General features: G+C 40.5%; 21 protein-coding genes and 2 other annotated features. Of the genes, 1 reads left to right on the top strand and 20 read right to left on the bottom strand.

Features of this window, described 5'->3' with window-relative positions; all coding sequences use genetic code 11:
- Positions 1-2: 2 nt before the first annotated feature.
- From BBI08_RS06760 to BBI08_RS06710, 11 genes are all read right to left on the bottom strand, one after another.
- Entirely contained in the window at positions 3-437 is a 435-nt protein-coding gene (locus BBI08_RS06760) for a prepilin-type N-terminal cleavage/methylation domain-containing protein (protein ID WP_008496489.1), read from the bottom strand.
- Complete coding sequence (locus tag BBI08_RS06755; RefSeq protein WP_008496488.1) at positions 438-851, bottom strand: type IV pilus modification PilV family protein; 414 nt, start codon at positions 849-851, stop codon at positions 438-440. It lies immediately after the preceding gene.
- 164 nt (positions 852-1,015) lie between these two features.
- Positions 1,016-3,415, bottom strand: coding sequence for a phenylalanine--tRNA ligase subunit beta (gene pheT, locus BBI08_RS06750; protein WP_008496487.1), 2,400 nt, complete (start codon positions 3,413-3,415; stop codon positions 1,016-1,018).
- A 14-nt stretch (positions 3,416-3,429) separates the two neighbouring features.
- A complete protein-coding gene (gene pheS, locus BBI08_RS06745; protein ID WP_008496485.1) occupies positions 3,430-4,467 on the bottom strand; it encodes a phenylalanine--tRNA ligase subunit alpha in 1,038 nt (345 codons plus the stop codon).
- A gap of 38 nt (positions 4,468-4,505) precedes the next feature.
- Positions 4,506-4,732, bottom strand: a binding site (T-box leader).
- A 45-nt stretch (positions 4,733-4,777) separates the two neighbouring features.
- Entirely contained in the window at positions 4,778-5,545 is a 768-nt protein-coding gene (locus BBI08_RS06740) for a TrmH family RNA methyltransferase (RefSeq protein WP_008496484.1), read from the bottom strand.
- 46 nt (positions 5,546-5,591) lie between these two features.
- The gene (locus BBI08_RS06735) at positions 5,592-6,041 is read right to left on the bottom strand and encodes a small multi-drug export protein (RefSeq protein WP_065527883.1); all 450 of its coding nucleotides are present in this window, start codon (positions 6,039-6,041) and stop codon (positions 5,592-5,594) included.
- On the bottom strand, positions 6,038-6,538 hold the full coding sequence (locus BBI08_RS06730) for a hypothetical protein (RefSeq protein WP_008496481.1): 501 nt from the start codon (positions 6,536-6,538) through the stop codon (positions 6,038-6,040). Before BBI08_RS06730 ends, BBI08_RS06735 begins: the two co-directional genes overlap by 4 nt.
- Entirely contained in the window at positions 6,528-6,743 is a 216-nt protein-coding gene (locus BBI08_RS06725) for a helix-turn-helix transcriptional regulator (RefSeq protein WP_008496480.1), read from the bottom strand. Before BBI08_RS06725 ends, BBI08_RS06730 begins: the two co-directional genes overlap by 11 nt.
- 273 nt (positions 6,744-7,016) lie before the next feature.
- Complete coding sequence (locus tag BBI08_RS06720) at positions 7,017-7,979, bottom strand: nuclease-related domain-containing protein (RefSeq protein WP_008496479.1); 963 nt, start codon at positions 7,977-7,979, stop codon at positions 7,017-7,019.
- 258 nt (positions 7,980-8,237) lie between these two features.
- Complete coding sequence (locus tag BBI08_RS06715; RefSeq protein ID WP_008496478.1) at positions 8,238-9,326, bottom strand: M42 family metallopeptidase; 1,089 nt, start codon at positions 9,324-9,326, stop codon at positions 8,238-8,240.
- Between the two features lie 75 nt (positions 9,327-9,401).
- Complete coding sequence (locus BBI08_RS06710; RefSeq protein ID WP_008496477.1) at positions 9,402-9,887, bottom strand: dUTP diphosphatase; 486 nt, start codon at positions 9,885-9,887, stop codon at positions 9,402-9,404.
- A 95-nt stretch (positions 9,888-9,982) separates the two neighbouring features.
- Here BBI08_RS06710 and BBI08_RS06705 point away from each other — a divergent pair, with 95 nt between their 5' ends.
- Positions 9,983-10,369 carry a hypothetical protein gene (locus tag BBI08_RS06705; protein ID WP_008496475.1) on the top strand — a complete coding sequence of 129 codons (387 nt, stop codon included), beginning with the start codon at positions 9,983-9,985 and terminating at the stop codon, positions 10,367-10,369.
- 5 nt (positions 10,370-10,374) lie between these two features.
- On the opposite strand, the gene BBI08_RS06700 is transcribed toward BBI08_RS06705, so the two are convergent.
- The 9 genes from BBI08_RS06700 to speD all read right to left on the bottom strand — a co-directional run bounded on the left by BBI08_RS06700 (position 10,375) and on the right by speD (position 18,238).
- Entirely contained in the window at positions 10,375-10,653 is a 279-nt protein-coding gene (locus BBI08_RS06700; protein WP_008496474.1) for a DUF1294 domain-containing protein, read from the bottom strand.
- Between the two features lie 251 nt (positions 10,654-10,904).
- Entirely contained in the window at positions 10,905-11,264 is a 360-nt protein-coding gene (gene rplT / locus BBI08_RS06695) for a 50S ribosomal protein L20 (protein ID WP_008496473.1), read from the bottom strand.
- 91 nt (positions 11,265-11,355) lie between these two features.
- Positions 11,356-11,556: a 50S ribosomal protein L35 gene (rpmI, locus tag BBI08_RS06690; RefSeq protein ID WP_008432253.1), complete on the bottom strand. Its 201-nt coding sequence runs from the start codon at positions 11,554-11,556 to the stop codon at positions 11,356-11,358.
- Positions 11,557-11,583: 27 nt separating this feature from the next.
- Positions 11,584-12,090 carry a translation initiation factor IF-3 gene (gene infC / locus BBI08_RS06685; protein WP_039863440.1) on the bottom strand — a complete coding sequence of 169 codons (507 nt, stop codon included), beginning with the start codon at positions 12,088-12,090 and terminating at the stop codon, positions 11,584-11,586.
- A gap of 83 nt (positions 12,091-12,173) precedes the next feature.
- Positions 12,174-12,314, bottom strand: a sequence feature (ribosomal protein L20 leader region).
- Positions 12,315-12,371: 57 nt separating this feature from the next.
- Positions 12,372-14,300 (bottom strand): threonine--tRNA ligase, encoded by a 1,929-nt coding sequence (gene thrS / locus BBI08_RS06680; RefSeq protein WP_008496472.1) that lies wholly within the window; start codon positions 14,298-14,300, stop codon positions 12,372-12,374.
- 640 nt (positions 14,301-14,940) lie between these two features.
- Positions 14,941-15,876: a primosomal protein DnaI gene (gene dnaI / locus BBI08_RS06675; protein WP_008496471.1), complete on the bottom strand. Its 936-nt coding sequence runs from the start codon at positions 15,874-15,876 to the stop codon at positions 14,941-14,943.
- Positions 15,877-17,253, bottom strand: a complete 1,377-nt coding sequence (locus BBI08_RS06670) for a replication initiation and membrane attachment family protein (RefSeq protein ID WP_008496470.1) — start codon at positions 17,251-17,253, stop codon at positions 15,877-15,879.
- 11 nt (positions 17,254-17,264) lie between these two features.
- The gene (nrdR, locus tag BBI08_RS06665; protein ID WP_008432247.1) at positions 17,265-17,741 is read right to left on the bottom strand and encodes a transcriptional regulator NrdR; all 477 of its coding nucleotides are present in this window, start codon (positions 17,739-17,741) and stop codon (positions 17,265-17,267) included.
- A gap of 113 nt (positions 17,742-17,854) precedes the next feature.
- The gene (speD, locus tag BBI08_RS06660) at positions 17,855-18,238 is read right to left on the bottom strand and encodes an adenosylmethionine decarboxylase (protein ID WP_008496469.1); all 384 of its coding nucleotides are present in this window, start codon (positions 18,236-18,238) and stop codon (positions 17,855-17,857) included.
- Positions 18,239-18,249 lie beyond the last annotated feature (11 nt).

Here is an 18,249-nt window from a genome sequence, read left to right as displayed (position 1 = left end):
TCCTATTTCAATTTACTGAACGAAGTTTGCACTTCAAAACATTGATTACTTGAGCAGGTTTTCAAATAAAATGGCATAACTTTTGTTCTGTCGAATTCTACCACTTCGGGATTTGATCCTGTCCCCATAGCATATTGATAGCCTGTTGATATAATTTGCTCATTTGAACCATCAATTTTTGAAATCAATAACTTAGCTCCATCAACTCTAACTTTGAATTTTCCCTCGACAGTACTATCCTTCTCATTCTTTAAATAACTCGCCCGTATTTGCTCAATGATTAAATTAGATTCTTGCTGAAGTTGTTGGCGACTCGCAGTACGTTCAGATGAATTCGCCCCCGTTGAAAAAACTGACATAACGACAACCATAACGATGCTTGTAATTACTAAAACACCTAGAAGTTCTACTAATGTAATTCCATATTGGTTTTTCATCTAGTTCACCTCATAAAACATTTCTGTCGTAAACGCGGAGTTTGGATTACTCGTATTATTTTTGGATAACACCGTAATTTCCACTTTTTGTAGTTTAGATTTCACGACACCTTGTGTTTTTTCAATTGTTATAGAAAATTCAGGATGTAATGTTGCCGAAGTAACTTTGGATGCGGTACCAACAAATTTTTCAGGTGAAACAGTTAATTCAGTCAGTGATTTAACCCCTCTTACTTTAGCGACAACTTCTTCTCCAACTTGAACAGCTGTTAAAGTTTCGTGATTACTGGCAGTAAATTTTGCGGATTGCGTGAAGAAAGTCATGACGCTAACAAGAACAATTCCTAAAATCACCACTGCAGCTAGTATTTCTACTAAAGATATCCCTCTTTCGTTTTGTATTAGCTTCTTCATAAGAGTACCTCCGTAATTAGTATTAGATAAATACTACCACATTTTTTCGTATTTTAAGCAATAAAGTCCTATAAAAAGTAATTTTTTTATATCATAATGCTTAAAATATTAAAAAAAGGATGAATCCAATGGATTCATCCTTTTCATGTGACGAGTAAAGCTATTTAACTTCTTAGCTCTGCTCCAACTTCTGTTAAAGCAGCCAATACTTTTTCATGTGCTTTTGTTACTTCTTCGTCCGTCAATGTTTTTTCAGGATCAAAGTACGTCAACGAGAAGGCTACTGATTTTTTGCCTTCTTCCATTTTGTCGCCTTCGTAAAGATCAAATACGCGAACGTCTTTTAGAAGTTTGCCGCCTGCGCTACGAATAACATTTTCGATCGTCGCTGCTTCAACAAATTTAGAAAGGACTAAAGCTACATCGCGTGACATAGATGGATAGCGCGGAACTTGTGTGTAAACTAACGCTTCTGTCTCAAGATTTAATATAGCTGCTAAGTTTAGCTCCATTACTACTGTTGTTTTCAAGTCACGAGCTTTTTGTTCAGACGGGTGCAATTGACCGATGACACCAATACGTTGACCATCTAATTCGATGAAGGCCGTTCTGCCTGGGTGTAAGTCGTCCATTTGACCGCGCTCGAATGTTAACTCAACTCCAAGTTTCGCGCCAAGAGCTTCTACAATGCCTTTAAGTACGAAAAAGTCGACCGGTTTTTTCTCGCCTTGCCAGCTATTGTCAAGCCACAAACCAGTAATTGCCACTGCCAAATGCTCTTGTTCGTTTAATAGTTCGTCATTTCCTTTTAGGAAAACCGCTCCAGTTTCATATAACGCTACCGAATCCATTCTTCTCGCAGTATTATAAGTCACCGACTCCAATAAATGCGGCAATAAGCTTTGACGTAAGATACTGCGCTCTTCGCTCATTGGCATCAACAATCGCGTCATTTCTGTTTTTTCCAAAGCAAATTGTTTTGACGATTTTTCAGATGTTAACGAATAAGTCGTTGCTTGTAATAAGCCTGCACCTTCTAAGAAGTTACGAACAATGCGACGTTTTGCTTGATAAGGTGTTAAGCCACCAGGAGTTGTTTCTGCTTCTGGCAATGTTGCAGGAATTTCATCATATCCGTGCAATCGTGCAATTTCTTCAATAACGTCTTCAGGAATTTGAATATCTTGACGACGTGTAGGTACAGAGATAACCAATTGACCGTTGACGGCTTCAGTCGTGAATTTCAAACGGTTTAAAATGTCTAACATTTCTTCAAATGCAATTTTCATACCAAGACGGCTATTAATAAAGTCTGGCGAAACTTTAACGATTTTTTCATCTTTCGACACTTTATCAAATACAACAGAACCAGACAACACTTCGCCACCAGCTAGTTCAGACAATAATTGTGCTGCGCGTTCAGCTGCTGGAATGACGCGATTTGGATCTACGCCTTTTTCAAAACGTGAACTTGCATCGCTGCGAAGACCATGATCTTTCGATGTTTGACGAACAGATCCTGATTCGAAATAAGCAGACTCGATTACAACTGTTGTTGTCGCATCACTTACTTCTGAATTAGCCCCGCCCATTACTCCTGCAATCGCGACTGGTTTTTCGCCATTGGTAATGACTAATTGATGAGCAGATAATTTACGCTCGGCGTCGTCTAATGTTGTAATCATTTCGCCTTCTTTAGCGTGCCGAACTGTAATGTTCCCTGTTCCCAATAAATCATAGTCAAATGCGTGAAGCGGCTGACCATATTCCATTAATACATAGTTGGTAACGTCGACGACATTATTGTGTGGACGAACCCCTGCAGCCATTAAGCGCTGTTGCAGCCACATTGGTGACTCTTGCACTTTAATGTTTCGAATAACTTTAGCAACATATAAAGGATTGGCTTCAGGCGCATCAACAGTTAAGGTCAACATAGATGCTGCTGTGTCCGCTGCTTCTTTATAGCTGATTTCAGGTAATTTAACGTCTTCAGATAAAATTGCTCCGACTTCATATGCAACACCCAACATACTCATTGCATCTGCCCGGTTTGGTGTCAGACCAAGTTCCAGAACGGTATCGTCTAAATTGAAGTTCGCAACAACGTCTGATCCTGTTTCTGCATCTGCTGGTAATACGTAAATACCTTCAGCGTAAGCTTTTGGTACAAGCTTGCCTTCGATGCCAAGTTCTTGAAGCGAACAAATCATGCCATTTGATTCTTCTCCACGAAGTTTCGCTTTTTTAATTTTCATGCCTCCTGGAAGTTTTGCTCCAGGACGTGCCACAATTACTTTTTGGCCTTCTGCAATATTTGGAGCGCCACAAATAATTTGTGTTGTTTCTTCTCCAACATTTACTTGGCAAATTGATAATTTATCTGCTTCAGGATGTTTAACACAAGATTCAACATAGCCCACAACGACATTTGTCATGCCGTGTGAACGGTCGATCACTGCATCTACTTCGATACCTGAACGCGTTATTTTTTCACCTAATTCAGCAGGTGGTAATTGTTGTGTATTTACATAGTCTTTCAACCAATTTATGGATACGAGCATGTTTTATTTCCTCCTTAAAGTTCTGTACGTTGGAATTGAGATAAAAAGCGGACATCGTTAGTGTAGAAATGACGGATATCTTCGACGCCATATTTTAACATCGCAATACGTTCTGGACCCATACCAAAAGCAAATCCAGTTAAGCGTTTCGAGTCATAACCGGCCATTTCAAGAACATTCGGATGCACCATTCCAGCGCCCAGAATTTCAATCCAGCCTGTTTTTTTGCAGACGTTGCAGCCACTGCCGCCACATTTAAAGCATGAAATATCCATTTCAACAGAAGGCTCTGTGAACGGGAAGAAACTTGGACGAAGTCGGATTTCGCGATCATCACCGAACATTTTCTTAGCAAATACAGAAAGTGTTCCTTTCAAGTCGCTCATGCGGATATCTTCTCCGATAACCAATCCTTCGATTTGTGTGAATTGGTGTGAATGCGTCGCATCATCACTATCGCGGCGGTACACTTTTCCTGGACAAATAATTTTAATTGGCTCTCCGCCTTTTGCTTCCATTGTCCGTGCTTGTACAGGAGATGTATGCGTACGCAGTAAAACATCTTCTGTTATATAGAAGGAATCTTGCATATCACGAGCTGGGTGACCTTTTGGTAAGTTTAATGCTTCAAAATTATAATAGTCTTTTTCAACTTCTGGACCTTCTGCCACTTCGTAACCCATTGAAATGAATAAATCTTCAATTTCCTCGACAACGCGCGTTAACGGATGGGAGTTACCTGTTTTCACAGGACGTCCTGGCAATGTGATATCGATTGTTTCGCTTTGCAATTTCGCATTGATCGCTTCTTCTTCTAAAAGGACCATGCGACCTTCTAGTTGCGTTGTTACTTCTTCACGGACCACATTGACTAAAGCCCCCATTTTTGGCCGTTCTTCAGCCGGAAGTTTCCCCATGCCTTTTAATAAATCCGTAATCGGTCCTTTTTTCCCTAAATACGCAACACGAACGTCATTTAGTTCTTTAACCGTTGATGCCGAGGCAATTTTTTCAAGCGCCTGTGTTTTCAATTCCTGCAATTGTGCTTCCATTTTTTCTCCTCCTTAGACAGTAAAAAGCCTCGTCCCAGAAAAGGGACGAGGCATTATTCGCGGTACCACCCTAGTTATTGCAAATAGCAATCACTCATTTACATAACGGCTCTTCACCGGCCCATCTTTACAGTATGTCTACTGGTCCCGTTGGGCAGCTCGCGGGGTGAACTTCTGAGGCGTTTACATATCCACACTTCCAGTCAAGGTGTAGAATCTCTGTGATGTAAGGGCGCAACGTACTTTTCCCGTTCTTCGCTTTTACTTATTTACCTCTTCATTATACGAAAGTTCTTTAGTTTTATCAAACTTAGTTTTTTGGAACTAAGCTATACAATAAAATCCCTGTAGCGACTGCTACATTTAACGATTCCGCGCTACCGTAAAGAGGCACCATCAAGTTTTGATCTGTTTGTTGCAAGAGAACTGGATCGACACCACTGCCTTCATTGCCAACAATTAACGCAAACCGCTCAAGCGTTTTTGCTTCGTGAACAGGTGTCGAGTTTTGAAGCGCTGTTCCAAAAATGGGAATGCCGCTCGCTTTTGTTTGCTCAGTCCATTCCATCAATTCACCTTTAACAACAGGAATTTGGAAATGAGATCCTTGCGCTGAACGAACGGCTTTTGGGTTAAACGGATCTGCGCAACCTTTCCCAAGAATAACGGCGTCAATGCCACTCGCTGAAGCTGTACGAATCATTGTTCCGATATTACCTGGATCTTGTACCGCATCAATCATCAGTAGCTTTGTCCATGACTTTTGCTCGTCTTCGGTAAACACCGGCTGCGCGCAATGCGCGAAAATCCCTTGCGTGTGCTCGGTTTCCGAAATTTCTTTAGCCACAGCAGCAGTTACCGAATAATGAGGAACGCCTTCAATATCCCAGCCTTCTGGAATATCTACGCCTTCGCGCACAATCAGTGATTTCACAAGATCTTTTTTACGAAGAGCTTCTTCTGTTAAATGAAATCCTTCTACTAAGAATTCCGCGAATTTATCGCGCTCTTTCCTAGTAGTGCTAAGCTTTTTCCAATGCTTAACGAGTGAGTTTTGACTTGATTCAATTCTTTTCATGTTATGTTCACGCCTTTATTTCAGAATAGCTCAAGTATAGCACAGCTTAGATTTTATCCGTGAAAAAATCAAAGCCAAGTGCTGTCAAAAGACCAAATGCTAGTGTCCAAGCTGCAATGCTAATCGTCAACCAAACGGTCGTGTTCTTTTTTGTCGCACCTAGCGTCATTCCGATAAACGCGGCAATATGCGTACCGATTAAAACGGGGCCAAGCATAGCGAGACCTGGCAAACCATATCGGTTCCATATTTTTTTAGCGCGATCACTTTTTTTCGACGCTGTTTTCCCTTTTGCTTCTTGACGTTTCGTGTACCAGATCTTGAAACGATCGAAACCGATAATCAATGCGAGCACTGTTACCATGTTGCCGATAAACGCCAGAATCATTACCCAAAAAGGTGACAGGCCCCAAACGATGCCGAGCGGAATAACTACAGCGATTTCAAACCAAGGAATTGCGGCTCCTAAAAAGACGAGGAAATATTCATATATCATTCATCTTCCTCCTTAAAATGCGTACGGATTTCCACGTAATAAATTACGTATTGAATTAACGCGATTAGTAAAATCACAAAAACGGTGTAAATGCGTGAGAAAGGTGAAAACATCGCAAATACTGCCAGTAGCGGCAAACTCCAAGACATAAATGTGTATACTTTTTGAGATGCTTTTCGTGTAATATGTGTCATCCCTTCGTCTTGCTCTAAATATTCAGGAGGACGGATTGGAAAAATCGAAATTTTTTCTGCTGGGTTCTTTTTGTTATGACGTTTTAACTGTGTGTAAAAAACAATCATCATCAGGAAGTATAAGATGACTGATCCAACAGCGAATAATCCAGCAATGGGTCCGAGTTCGACCAAAATACTTTGTTCTGTTTCCGTATTAACAATATGAGTTGTCGGCGAGCTCACTCCAAATAAGAACATCCCCAGCGTCACAATAAATCCCATCATCCACAACGGATATTGCATGCGAAAATCATTTTTCATGGTTTTCATCCTCCTCTAACCAAAATAAGTCGTTAACGTTTGTTTGTAGCGCTTTTGCTAGTTTTAGTGAAAGTGTGATGGAAGGTGAAAACTCTCCTTTTTCAATAAAAGCGATGGTTTGTCGTGTGACATCTACTTGTTTGCCGAGATCACTTTGTGTGAAGCCGTAACGAGCTCTGAGTTCTTTTACTCTATTTTTGAGCATCTGCTTCATCCTCTCTCTTATTATGTTCGGTTTACATAACATAATGTACATTATACTTAACATTAAGTCAACAATTATGTACATTATTCTTTTTTTGAATTTCATTGATTGGTTGATATTTTTCGTTGTTTGCGGGATGAGTGAGTTTTTTTGCGGGATAGACCACGTTGTTTGCGCTATCTATCAAGTTGTTTGCAGGAAACGATCGTTTATTTGCGCAAATCGACACTTTGTTTGCACAACGCAAAAAAAGCTTCTCACCTGAGTGAAAAGCTAGTCTTTATTCTTTAAGTGATAGGTTCGGTTGCGTAATGCTCCGACCGTTTCAAAATCAAAAGTTGCCAACAAGCGAGAAGCTACATAGGGCGATGCGATATTGCAAAACTGCCTCAACTGCTTATTACTCAGCTGCGGATGAATGAGTGAAAAATATTCTTGAACCGAAGTTTCAAATGCGAGTGGATCTACCGATTGGCATAACTCGCATATCCAGCCACACCGAGATTTTCGAATCATCTGATGTTTTTTGCAAGTAACACAAAAAATTCCGGTCCTTAGTTCAGTAGAAACTATAGCATACAACTGGCATAAAGGAAGTCGTTTATAAGGAGTTTGATGTTTTTGAAGAAGTTTATCGATTTTCGACAAATTGGGTTGGTTATTCATGTCGGGGAAAGAGTTGAGTATATTGAATAGATAATCGATCAATTGATAAATTTTGCAAACCGTTCTATTTTGTGGTTTCGTAATAAATTCACATTGTTTAGAAGTAAAAACGACAACTCCTTTGATCGGCATATGGATTTTATGCAGTTTGAAGAATTTTGTTATAAAGCGAATGTTTTTGTTTAATTGAATCGTGGGATCTTCCATCACCGTTCTTAGGCCGTCTCCATCCGTACGGGCAAATTCGCCTGTTTGATGATCGAAATAAAGTTGACCGCTAATGTTTTTCGACTCAATAATAATCGCTCCACGTTCTGTCAGCAATAATCCGTCTATTTGGATTTTCCAATCGCCAAGTGACAAGCAAACATTATTCAAAAAGCGGTGATTTTCTTCTGGACTAAATTCAACTAGTTTCCGTGCTAGTCTGTCTTCTCCTCTTTTTCCTGCAGCACTTCGGTACAACTCGACTTGAAGAAATTGGCGTTGTGGATGATGTTCAGGCAACCGGTATAACAGTCTTTCGAGCGATTCTATTTGTGACAGTAAAACGAGTTCTTTTTTATGCATAGAGCACCTCCTATCAGAATAAATAGAGTATAGCATTCTTTTGAAAACCTGAAAATCTCTAATAATGGATGCTTTTCGCAAGCGAAAAGCGAAAAACCTTTGGATCTTTGCGTGATAGAGTGAGTTGTTTGCGAGATACACACAGTTGTTTGCACAATCTTGCAGTTTGTTTGCGGCAACGGAGCCTTTATTTGCAAAAAGTACCACTTTGTTTGCAAAACACAAAAACCCCTCGCCGAGGCGAAGGGTTTTCCGATTTTATTCGAATGTAATACGCGCGACTGTGTCTTTGTCGAGCTTTTTGATCACTTCGATGATTAATTTTACTGCATTTTCGTAATCGTCTCGATGCAGGATTCCTGCATGCGAATGAATATAGCGTGTAGCTACACCGATTGCGAGTGCAGGAACACCGTTCGCTGTTAAGTGAATCGATCCGGCATCTGTTCCTCCGCCTGCAATCGTTTCAAATTGATACGGAATGCCCGCTTCTTCTGCTGTGTCGACCACAAGTTCGCGCAAGCCGCGATGCGCTACCATAGAAGCATCGAAAAGCAATAATTGCGGACCATCGCCCATTTTACTGTTCGATTCTTTGCTTGTAATTCCTGGTGTATCTCCAGCGATCCCTACATCAACTGCGAAACCGATATCTGGTTGAATTTTAGCGGTTGCTGTTTTTGCCCCGCGCAAGCCGACTTCTTCTTGAACTGTTCCCACTCCGTATACTACATTCGGATGGTCAACGCCTTTAAGTCCTTTTAACACGTCGATCGCAATGGCACAACCGATGCGGTTATCCCAAGCTTTTGCCATCAACAGTTTGTCGTTGTTCATTACTGTGAATTCGAAATATGGTGTAACCATATCTCCTGGCGTAATGCCCCATTCTTTTACTTCTTCACGTGAAGATGCACCGATATCAATAAACATGTCTTTAATTTCAACAGGTTTTTTGCGTGCTTCGGGAGTTAGAATATGTGGCGGTTTAGAACCAATTACGCCCGTAATTTCGTTACCTTTACGAGTCGTAATGGTAACTCGTTGAGCTAGCATGACTTGTGACCACCAGCCGCCTACCGGTTGGAATTTTAAAAAGCCTTTTTCATCCACTTGCGTAATCATAAAGCCAACTTCATCTAAATGACCTGCTACCATAATTTTGGGTCCATCAGCTAATCCTTCTTTTTTGGCGATTAAACTTCCAAGACCGTCTGTTTCAATTGAGTCGGCATATGGTTCTATGTATTTCTTCATAACTTCACGTGACTGACGTTCATTTCCTGGAATGCCATTAGCATCAGTCAATTCTTTTAACATCAATTGTGTTTCATCCAATTTCGTCATTATTTCGACCTCCTAAATAATCCTTTGCTTATTTATTTTAAAGGAATTTCTAGCTATTATCAAAACATTCGTTTATTAATAGCCTTCGTGTTGACGATCGTAATTGGTTTTGTTTTTTTGCATATACGCTTCAAGGACATCTTCATAGTTAAACTCGAGCGCGCGCGCTAATCCTCCGTAACAACTCCATACTTCCATGTAATTAGACATCGAATAATTTTCAAGAAATTCTTGAATGGCTTTTTGCGTGCGAAGAAATAGTTCCGTCAATTCTTTTTCAGCTATGGGATCTGGCCAGTTTTCTAGTGTATTCAAGTTTTTTTCAATGCCCAGCGACAGCAAGAAATGTATAGAATCTACGTACTCTTCTAAAATAACAGATCGTTCTGATGCGCCTTTCGTACTCCAAAATTTAAAGCAGCGTGTTTCATTGGCAAGTTCCGCCAGTTCTACTAATAAAGCCAAACCTTTCTTACGAAACACATCTTCATTGATTTTTTGATTTGATTGGATAAAGCGATCAAGTTCTTCTTGCATTTTGAACAATTCTTGCAATTTCATACAAATCTCCCCTTTATTCTATTAAATCGTGAAACCATATTACTTTCAACTCGTATACTAATTAGTAGAAATATGTAAAACAGGAGGTAATTCAAATGGCTTTTCTTATACGCCTCATTGTATTGGCATTAATCATCTATTTATTTTATCGATTGATCCGTTATATCGTGGATCCGAAAAGGAAATTGGATGCCGCTCTTGAAGCAGGAAATTATTATTTTTTAGATGATGTAAAAAATGTACAAAAAAACTTCTTCATCGCACTTCGAGGTGTGTTGTTCGAAGGTGAAAAATACTTGGGAACGACTGAACAATCTTTTGAGGTCGTTTCAATTTTTGTATGGGTTGCAGACCCCGATCAATTGCAGGGCTTTACAAAAGAAGATTTCCGTTTTCTTGAAAAGGAAATTTTGATGAATTATCCAGAAGCTCATATTAGTTGGAAAAATCCAATTGAGCGTTTAATGAAACAACAAGAATAAAACATTTAGTTCGGTAAGAAGTTTTGATAACTCCAAATCAAAAATGCACCATCAAGTAGGGCTAATACTAAAAAGCCAATACGGAAATTGGTGTGTTTTGTTTTATGGCGAAAAGCCATCATGCCAAGATACGCACCAATTCCACCGCCAAAAATGGCGACTGTCCATAAGTTTTTTTCTGGGATTCGTTGACCACGATTTTGCGCTTGGTGTTTGTCGATTTTCATCATTACAAAAGCCATTACAGTCAAAATTGCCATATATACAAAGATAATTAAAAACATCGGATTTTCCTCCATAAGAAAAGACTGACGAAAAATCGTCAGTCTTTTTTATTGTTGCGTTAAATGCCTGTGCATTGCAGCTTTCTAGTTGTGTGATGTCTATGGACTGCAATGAACAGGCACTTTCGCTTTTATTATCTAGCTGCAATGACCTGCTCCTCGGGTCATAAGCTGCCCTTCCTACGCGGCTAAAGCCACTAGGGAAGTTCATCTTATGCCTATCGGAGCAAAACGGTCATTTCCGCTTTTAATTACTTAGTTACTGCTTTTTTCGCTTGGTCAACCAATGCTGTGAATGCAGCTGCATCAGTTACAGCGATTTCAGCTAGCATTTTGCGGTTGATATCGATGCCTGCAACTTTTAATCCGTGCATTAAACGGCTGTATGAAATTTCGTTCATACGAGCTGCTGCGTTGATACGTGTGATCCAAAGTCTACGGAAATCACGTTTTTTGTTACGACGGTCACGGTAAGCATAGTTACCTGACTTCATTACCTGTTGGTTTGCTACTTTGAAAAGGATGTGCTTTGCACCATAATAACCTTTTGCTAATTTAATGACCTTTTTACGACGCTGACGCGTCACTGTTCCACCTTTTACGCGTGGCATATCACATTACCTCCTGCTGAATATAAATAATTCGATTTTTTGTTGCATGTCTAGACTCAAGCACCCAGATTCTCGGGCACTTTAGCTTTTATTATTTCATGTTATAGATTAATGATTTGATGCGTTTCAAGTCGCCTGAAGAAACAAGTTTCCCTTTGCGAAGTTTACGCTTTTGTTTTGTTGATTTGTTTGCAAATAAGTGGCTAGTGTGTGAGCTGTGGCGTCTTACTTTACCAGTACCCGTTTTTTTGAAACGTTTTGATGCACCGCTATGGCTTTTCATTTTCGGCATTTCGAATTCCTCCTAAACAATGATCTCTTATTCTTTTTCGTTAACTGGTGCAAGCATCAAGAACATGCTGCGACCATCCATTTTCGGGCGCTGCTCAACTGTCGCAACTTCTTTGCACGCTTCTGCGAAACGTTCAAGTACACGTTGTCCAATTTCTTTGTGCGTAATCGCACGGCCTTTAAAACGAATAGAAGCTTTCACTTTGTCGCCTTTTTCAAGGAACTTGATCGCGTTGCGAAGTTTCGTGTTGAAATCGTGATCGTCAATTGAAGGGCTTAAGCGTACTTCTTTGACGACAATCACTTTCTGATTTTTACGGATTTCACGATCTTTCTTCTGCTGCTCAAACTTGAATTTACCATGGTCCATGATCCGAGCAACCGGCGGCTTAGCTTGAGGAGCCACAAGAACAAGATCCAAGTTGACACGAGCTGCAATTTCAAGTGCTTCGATACGTGTTTTGATGCCAAGTTGTTCACCGTTTTGATCAATAACTCGCAACTCACGTGCACGAATACCGTCATTTACATTAATGTCTTTGCTAATAGTAATCCACCTCCGGATAGTGTCGCGAATAGCTTAAATGTGTGAACCGGCCGAACCGGTTTACAGGGTTCCGATCAAAACAAAAGCGGGTGAACCTCAGAGGTTCACCCGCAAATATGACAACACGCGTCTTTCTGCGTGTAAAAGTCAATCGTGTATACCTGCCAACAATCGGTCGATCAGGTGAGAAGCGGGTGCTCCTGCTTGCACATATAAGTATTCTATAACCTTATTCATAGTATCATGTGTGTTAAACACTGTCAAGCTGATTAACGAAGTTCGCTTTGAACCAGTTTTACAAAGTCTTCGAACGGCATACTTTCTGATTTCTGTTCGCCATATTTACGAACATTTACAGAACCGTCTTCTAATTCTTTGTCACCGAGGACTAGCATGTATGGCACTTTTTGCATTTGCGCTTCACGAATCTTATAACCTAGTTTTTCATCGCGCTCATCAATATCTACGCGAATTTTGTGAGACTGTAGTTTTTCTTGAAGTTCTTTTGTATACGCACTATGCGCGTCAAGCGACACTGGGATTAGCTCTACTTGTACAGGTGCTAACCAAGTTGGGAATGCGCCTTTATATTCTTCGATCAAGAATGCGACAAAACGTTCCATTGTTGAAACGACTCCTCGGTGAATAACGACTGGACGGTGTTGTTTGCCATCTTCGCCAATATACGACAAGTCAAATCTTTCCGGTAGTAGGAAGTCTAATTGAACAGTAGACAAAGTTTCTTCTTTGCCAAGAGCTGTCTTCACTTGAACATCTACTTTCGGTCCGTAAAACGCCGCTTCGCCTTCTACTTCAATATAATCAACGTCCAACTCATCCATCGCTTCTTTTAACATCGCCTGTGCACGATTCCACATAGCATCGTCATCAAAGTATTTTTCTTTATCTTCCGGGTCACGATAAGACAAGCGGAACGAATAATCATTGATATTAAAATCTTTATATACTTCAACAATTAAATTAACAACGCGTTTAAACTCTTCTTTAATTTGGTCTGGACGAACAAATAAATGCGCGTCGTTTAACGTCATTCCGCGAACACGCTGAAGTCCTGACAACGCACCTGACATTTCATAACGGTGCATCAAACCAAGTTCAGCAATACGAACTGGCATTTGGCGATACGAATGAATGCCTTGTTTGAAAATCATCATATGATGCGGGCAGTTCATTGGACGCAATACCAATTCTTCGTTGTCCATTTTCATCACTGGGAACATGTCGTCTTGGTAATGATCCCAATGTCCACTTGTTTTATACAATTCCACACTCCCCATTACTGGAGTATAAACGTGATCGTAGCCTAGACGTTCTTCTTTATCCACAATATAACGTTCAATAATACGGCGAATTGTCGCCCCTTTTGGAAGCCACATCGGCAAACCTTGGCCTACTTTTTGAGAGTTCATGAATAAATTCAATTCTTTCCCAATTTTACGGTGATCGCGTTCTTTTGCTTCTTCTAACATTTCAAGATGCGCTTTTAAATCTTCTTTTTTGAAAAAGGCAGTTCCGTAAATGCGTTGAAGCATTTTGTTGTCACTGTTCCCTCTCCAATAAGCACCGGCCACACTTAGTAATTTAAATTCTTTTAATTTACCAGTTGATGGTACGTGAACACCGCGGCAAAGATCGAAAAAGTCGCCTTGTTCATAGATCGATACTTGATCGCCTTCAGGAATTGCTTCAAGAAGTTCTAATTTATAAGGATCTTCGATTGCAGCAAAACGCTCTTGCGCTTCTGCACGTGACACGTCATGACGAATGATTTCAACATTTTCATTGATGATTTTTTTCATTTCTTTTTCAATTAAAGGCAAGTCTTCTGAAGTGATCGCTGTTTCTGTGTCGATATCATAATAAAAACCATTTTCAATAACTGGACCAATGCCAAGTTTTGAGTCTGGATACATGCGCTTAATCGCTTGAGCTAGTAAATGGGCACTGCTGTGACGCAAAACTTCTAATGCTTCATCTGATTCAGGTGTTACGATGGCGATTTCGCCATCTTCCGTTAACGGCGTACGTAAATCGACCAGTCTGTCGCCTACTTTACCAGCTAATGCTTTTTTACGTAATCCTGGGCTGATTGATTGTGCAATCTCTTCAGTTGTTACACCTTGTTCAAATTCTTTTACTGCCCCGTCAGGGAATGTTAGTTGAATCATGTCTGCCATGCAAATCTCTCCTTTTAATTAAATCTAGTGAAATGTCTATACCACAGGGTCTGGTAGACATTTCTTTATTCTTGTCTAGGCTTCAATGGCCTGCTCCTCGGGTCATAAACTGTCCTTCCTGTGCGGCAAAAACGCCGCTTCGGAAGTCCATCTTATGCCTGTCGGAGCAAAACGGCCATTTCCGCTTTTCTTGTCTGGCTTCAGTGGCTAGAACCTCGGGGTCTTAAGTCGTCCTTCCTGTGCGGCCAAAACATGCCGCTTCGTCAGCTCGCCTTAAGCCCGTCGGTTCTGTTCAGCCATTTCCGCTTTTCTTTTTTCCACAGAAAAAAGCCCCATCCCAAAAGGGACGAAGCTTTAGCTCGTGGTTCCACCCTTCTTCACTTCAATATAGATAGATCTATATTGAAAGAAGCTCTGCATCGGCTAACGGACCGGTACCGTCAGCTGCTAGTTAGAAAACTGTTCACAGCTGCTGCTCAAAGGGGGTAAGCGGAAAAACGATTCTTAAGAAGCTCACAGCCAAGGCTTCTCTCTCTGTAAGTCGTATATGTCCGCTCATGTCCTTGTCAAGGCATGTAAAATCTTGGTTTGATTGTTACTACTATAAACCGAATTGTTTCAAAAGGCAATAGTTCTACTGTTAATTTCGTCGGTTACGACCATCAAGTTTCACTGGCGTTGTTAGTGCACGAATTCGTTCCATAATGCGTGCTGCTTTTAAATCTTCTTTTTCGCCGCGCTGCGAATATGTTAAATGATATTCAAGTTCCGAATAACTAAAATTAGAAGACATGAATGTCGGCAGTTTTTCTGACATGCGGTAATGGAGAATAGTGCCCAGCACTTCATCACGTGTCCAACTCGACATCGCTTCGGCTCCAATATCGTCTAACATTAAAACATCCGCTTTTTTCACGTAATCTACTTTTTCTTGCAAAGTTTGATCACCAATTGCTTGTTTCATTTCACGCATGAATTCCGGCACAAAAACAAGAACGGATTTGACATTGATTTCAGCTAGTTCATTAGCCACTGCACTTAATAAATACGATTTACCGATTCCGAATTGTCCATACAGGTACAATCCTTTTTCAGGCAAATTGTCAGGTCCTGTTGCTTGATCGAGGAAATCCCCAACAGCTCGGAAAGCTGCCATACGGCTGTCGTCCAAATCAAAACCAGAAAGTGTTGCTTGCATCACTTCTTTTGGCATATACATGCTGTGAATTAACGAAGAAGCATGACGTTTGTTATCATGTGCTTCTTTTAACCGGCATTTTGTATAAGAAATACCTATCGTTCCACGTTCTAACACTAAGTTTGGTTCAAAGCCTTTTAGATGATTGATACAGGCATCTAAGCTCGGACACTTATTGCAGTCGTGGGATTGATCGATATACTCATACAATTTCCCAAGCCCGCGATCGATTGTCGGGGCATCAATTTCTTCAGAATGATTTTCAAGAAATTTTTGAACGCCAGGATGTGCTAGTACTTCTTTACGCATTTCACTATAACGCTCAGAAAAAGCAGGCGCATTGACCACACGTTTTAATGTTTCGCGAATCGGTTCCATTTAACCACCTTTTCCTTTCTTCAGCGCCAGTTTCGCTAGGAGCTTTTGTTTCTCCACTTCTAAACTTTCGTTTTTCGGCTCACCTTTGGGAGCAGGTGTTTGATCTTTTTTATGGAACCATTCCGGCAGTTTTTCTTCACGCACCGGCTTGCGGTTTCCATTTCCCGTAAACGGCTTTGCTACAGTCGTAGGAGAACCTTCTGATTTCCACTTCATGTATTGAGTGTGTTCGACACGCGCAATTTCCATCGCCTCTTTTGCCGTTGTCACGTTTTTCCGCAACCAATGCGAAGCAATTTTTTCTACATACGCTTTTGTTAGTTTCATATCGGTGCGCAATAACACATACTGTAGTAGCACATTGACGACCGCTGGCTTCATGCCATGCGTAATCACCAATTGATTAGCTAGCTCAACATCCGCAGGCAAAGGTTCACTACCGTTCGCAATATCTCGCAACACTTGAATCGGTGGAGCCGTTTCCAAATAAACGAGTAATTCGTCTTGTTTGGTTTTTGGTGTCTCTACTGCGTCAACTTGCTTTTCAGCTGTCTTATGTACTTGAACAAGCTGCGGCGCTGTCGTAGATACTGTTAGTTTATAATACTCAGATGCTGATTTTTTCAAACCTTCTACTGTTAATTTATAATCGTCTTCAATCGCTAATAAAATGACTTTTTGCATTTCTAGCGGTCCCCAACTATATAAATAAGAGAGTTTGGTAATAAAATCTTTAATCGTAGCGGTTAATACTTTTTTGGGCACTAACTGTTCGGATAAGCCTTGTCTAAGTAAATCGAAATCAAATTCAGAATCAGCTTCATAATTTCCCTTTTTTCGTTCTTGTAAATCTTTTTTAACGGACGGATATCCCGCTTTAGCATGAACTGGTTGAAAAATATCTGTGAATGTACGAGAGACTTCTTCGTAATCCGTAGGAATTTCCGTGTATACTAAAAAGCGATTTCGTACTCTTCTATAGGAAGATTCTCCGATTTTACTGAATAAGAACATCGATAATAAAGGGTCCATAAAAAAAGTTTTCGGATCGAGCGGCGGACACAACTCATAAATAAAAGAGCGGTCGCCTTCGTTACTTCTATATGTTTTCAATAATCCGATGGCTTCAAGCTGAATTCTTGCATCGAAAATTTTGGCAATCGGGTTTCCTAATGTGTTCATCAATGTATAATGAGTCGTTTCTTCGCGCGATGCTTCGCCTTCAGCCCACAAAGTCAAATACAATGCTATTGCCTCTGCACCAATCATCGGTTGATACAATAGCGTCAAGAGCTGCCGATCATAATTCGAGAATGGATAAGGCAACCGAATACGATATGGATCAGCAGGCTGCACCTCTTTATAATAAGCAGTCATAAGTTACCACCTCAATCGATTTTCTTGCCTTCTGGTCCTTTGTTTAATAAATCCTTTAGTTCGTCGATGAAAACGGTAATGTCTTTAAATTGGCGATACACCGAAGCAAAGCGAACATACGCCACTTCGTCAATGGTTGCTAATCGGTTCATAACCAATTCCCCAACCTCTTCAGACTTTACTTCCGGATTGCCTTCTCGTCGAAGGTCTTTTTCAATGGTAAATACGACTTCCTCCAGCACTTCTAAAGATACCGGCCGCTTTTCACACGCGCGAATTAATCCGCGTAGAACTTTCTCACGGCTAAATTCTTCACGCGAGCCATCTTTTTTGACGACAATCAGTGGCATCTCTTCCACTTTTTCAAAAGTGGTAAAGCGATATCCGCAAGCTTCGCATTCTCTTCTTCTTCTGATTGATTTCATTTCGTCTATTGGCCTGGAATCGACAACGCGTGTGCCGTTATGTTGGCAAGCTGGACATTTCATTTTGACATCTCCCTAACTTCTCTATCTAGTGTATATAGTATAACAAAAAATCGTTAGAAAAATAGAAAAAGCAGAGGATTTCATCCTCTGCTTACGTGTTTTTGTTAAATGGATTATACAGTTACTGAAACTTTGGATTTTTCAACACTTACTGGACCCATACCACGTGGTATTTCTACAAGCTCACGTGATGTTGAACCTAGTGCTTCTGCGATATATTCCGCTGCAATAGTCGGATCAAGATCGCCGCAAGTGTAAACATCTACACTCGCATAGCCGTGTTCTGGAAAACTGTGGATTGTTAAGTGAGATTCTGAGATAATCACAACTCCGCTAACACCTTGTGGTGCGAATTTATGAAAAGCTACCTCTCTTACTTCAGCTCCAGATTTGAGTGCTGCATCAACAAAAGTTTGTTCGATAAAATCCATATCGTTTAATTTGTCAAAATCACACTGCCAAAGTTCTGCAATTACGTGACGTCCCATTGTTTCCATGGTTCGTTTTC

The sequence above is a fragment of the Planococcus halocryophilus genome (assembly GCF_001687585.2).
GTDB classification, from domain to species: domain Bacteria; phylum Bacillota; class Bacilli; order Bacillales_A; family Planococcaceae; genus Planococcus; species Planococcus halocryophilus.
The sequence above is the reverse complement of the archived record's forward strand: the minus strand, read 5'-3'. Positions and strand labels throughout refer to the sequence as shown.

Bases quoted from the DNA above. Each gene is read 5' to 3' on its own strand.
- BBI08_RS06725 (WP_008496480.1), bottom strand. From the start codon at position 6,743: ATGCTCAAAAATAGAGTAAAAGAACTCAGAGCTCGTTACGGCTTCACA.
- BBI08_RS06735 (WP_065527883.1), bottom strand. From the start codon at position 6,041: ATGATATATGAATATTTCCTCGTCTTTTTAGGAGCCGCAATTCCTTGG.
- BBI08_RS06670 (WP_008496470.1), bottom strand. From the start codon at position 17,253: ATGACTGCTTATTATAAAGAGGTGCAGCCTGCTGATCCATATCGTATT.
- pheS (WP_008496485.1), bottom strand. From the start codon at position 4,467: ATGGAAGCACAATTGCAGGAATTGAAAACACAGGCGCTTGAAAAAATT.
- dnaI (WP_008496471.1), bottom strand. From the start codon at position 15,876: ATGGAACCGATTCGCGAAACATTAAAACGTGTGGTCAATGCGCCTGCT.
- BBI08_RS06755 (WP_008496488.1), bottom strand. From the start codon at position 851: ATGAAGAAGCTAATACAAAACGAAAGAGGGATATCTTTAGTAGAAATA.
- rplT (WP_008496473.1), bottom strand. From the start codon at position 11,264: ATGCCACGCGTAAAAGGTGGAACAGTGACGCGTCAGCGTCGTAAAAAG.
- BBI08_RS06705 (WP_008496475.1), top strand. From the start codon at position 9,983: ATGGCTTTTCTTATACGCCTCATTGTATTGGCATTAATCATCTATTTA.
- BBI08_RS06700 (WP_008496474.1), bottom strand. From the start codon at position 10,653: ATGTTTTTAATTATCTTTGTATATATGGCAATTTTGACTGTAATGGCT.
- thrS (WP_008496472.1), bottom strand. From the start codon at position 14,300: ATGGCAGACATGATTCAACTAACATTCCCTGACGGGGCAGTAAAAGAA.
- BBI08_RS06740 (WP_008496484.1), bottom strand. From the start codon at position 5,545: ATGAAAAGAATTGAATCAAGTCAAAACTCACTCGTTAAGCATTGGAAA.
- BBI08_RS06730 (WP_008496481.1), bottom strand. From the start codon at position 6,538: ATGAAAAATGATTTTCGCATGCAATATCCGTTGTGGATGATGGGATTT.
- rpmI (WP_008432253.1), bottom strand. From the start codon at position 11,556: ATGCCGAAAATGAAAAGCCATAGCGGTGCATCAAAACGTTTCAAAAAA.
- BBI08_RS06715 (WP_008496478.1), bottom strand. From the start codon at position 9,326: ATGACGAAATTGGATGAAACACAATTGATGTTAAAAGAATTGACTGAT.
- BBI08_RS06710 (WP_008496477.1), bottom strand. From the start codon at position 9,887: ATGAAATTGCAAGAATTGTTCAAAATGCAAGAAGAACTTGATCGCTTT.
- speD (WP_008496469.1), bottom strand. From the start codon at position 18,238: ATGGAAACAATGGGACGTCACGTAATTGCAGAACTTTGGCAGTGTGAT.
- pheT (WP_008496487.1), bottom strand. From the start codon at position 3,415: ATGCTCGTATCCATAAATTGGTTGAAAGACTATGTAAATACACAACAA.
- BBI08_RS06720 (WP_008496479.1), bottom strand. From the start codon at position 7,979: ATGCATAAAAAAGAACTCGTTTTACTGTCACAAATAGAATCGCTCGAA.
- BBI08_RS06760 (WP_008496489.1), bottom strand. From the start codon at position 437: ATGAAAAACCAATATGGAATTACATTAGTAGAACTTCTAGGTGTTTTA.
- nrdR (WP_008432247.1), bottom strand. From the start codon at position 17,741: ATGAAATGTCCAGCTTGCCAACATAACGGCACACGCGTTGTCGATTCC.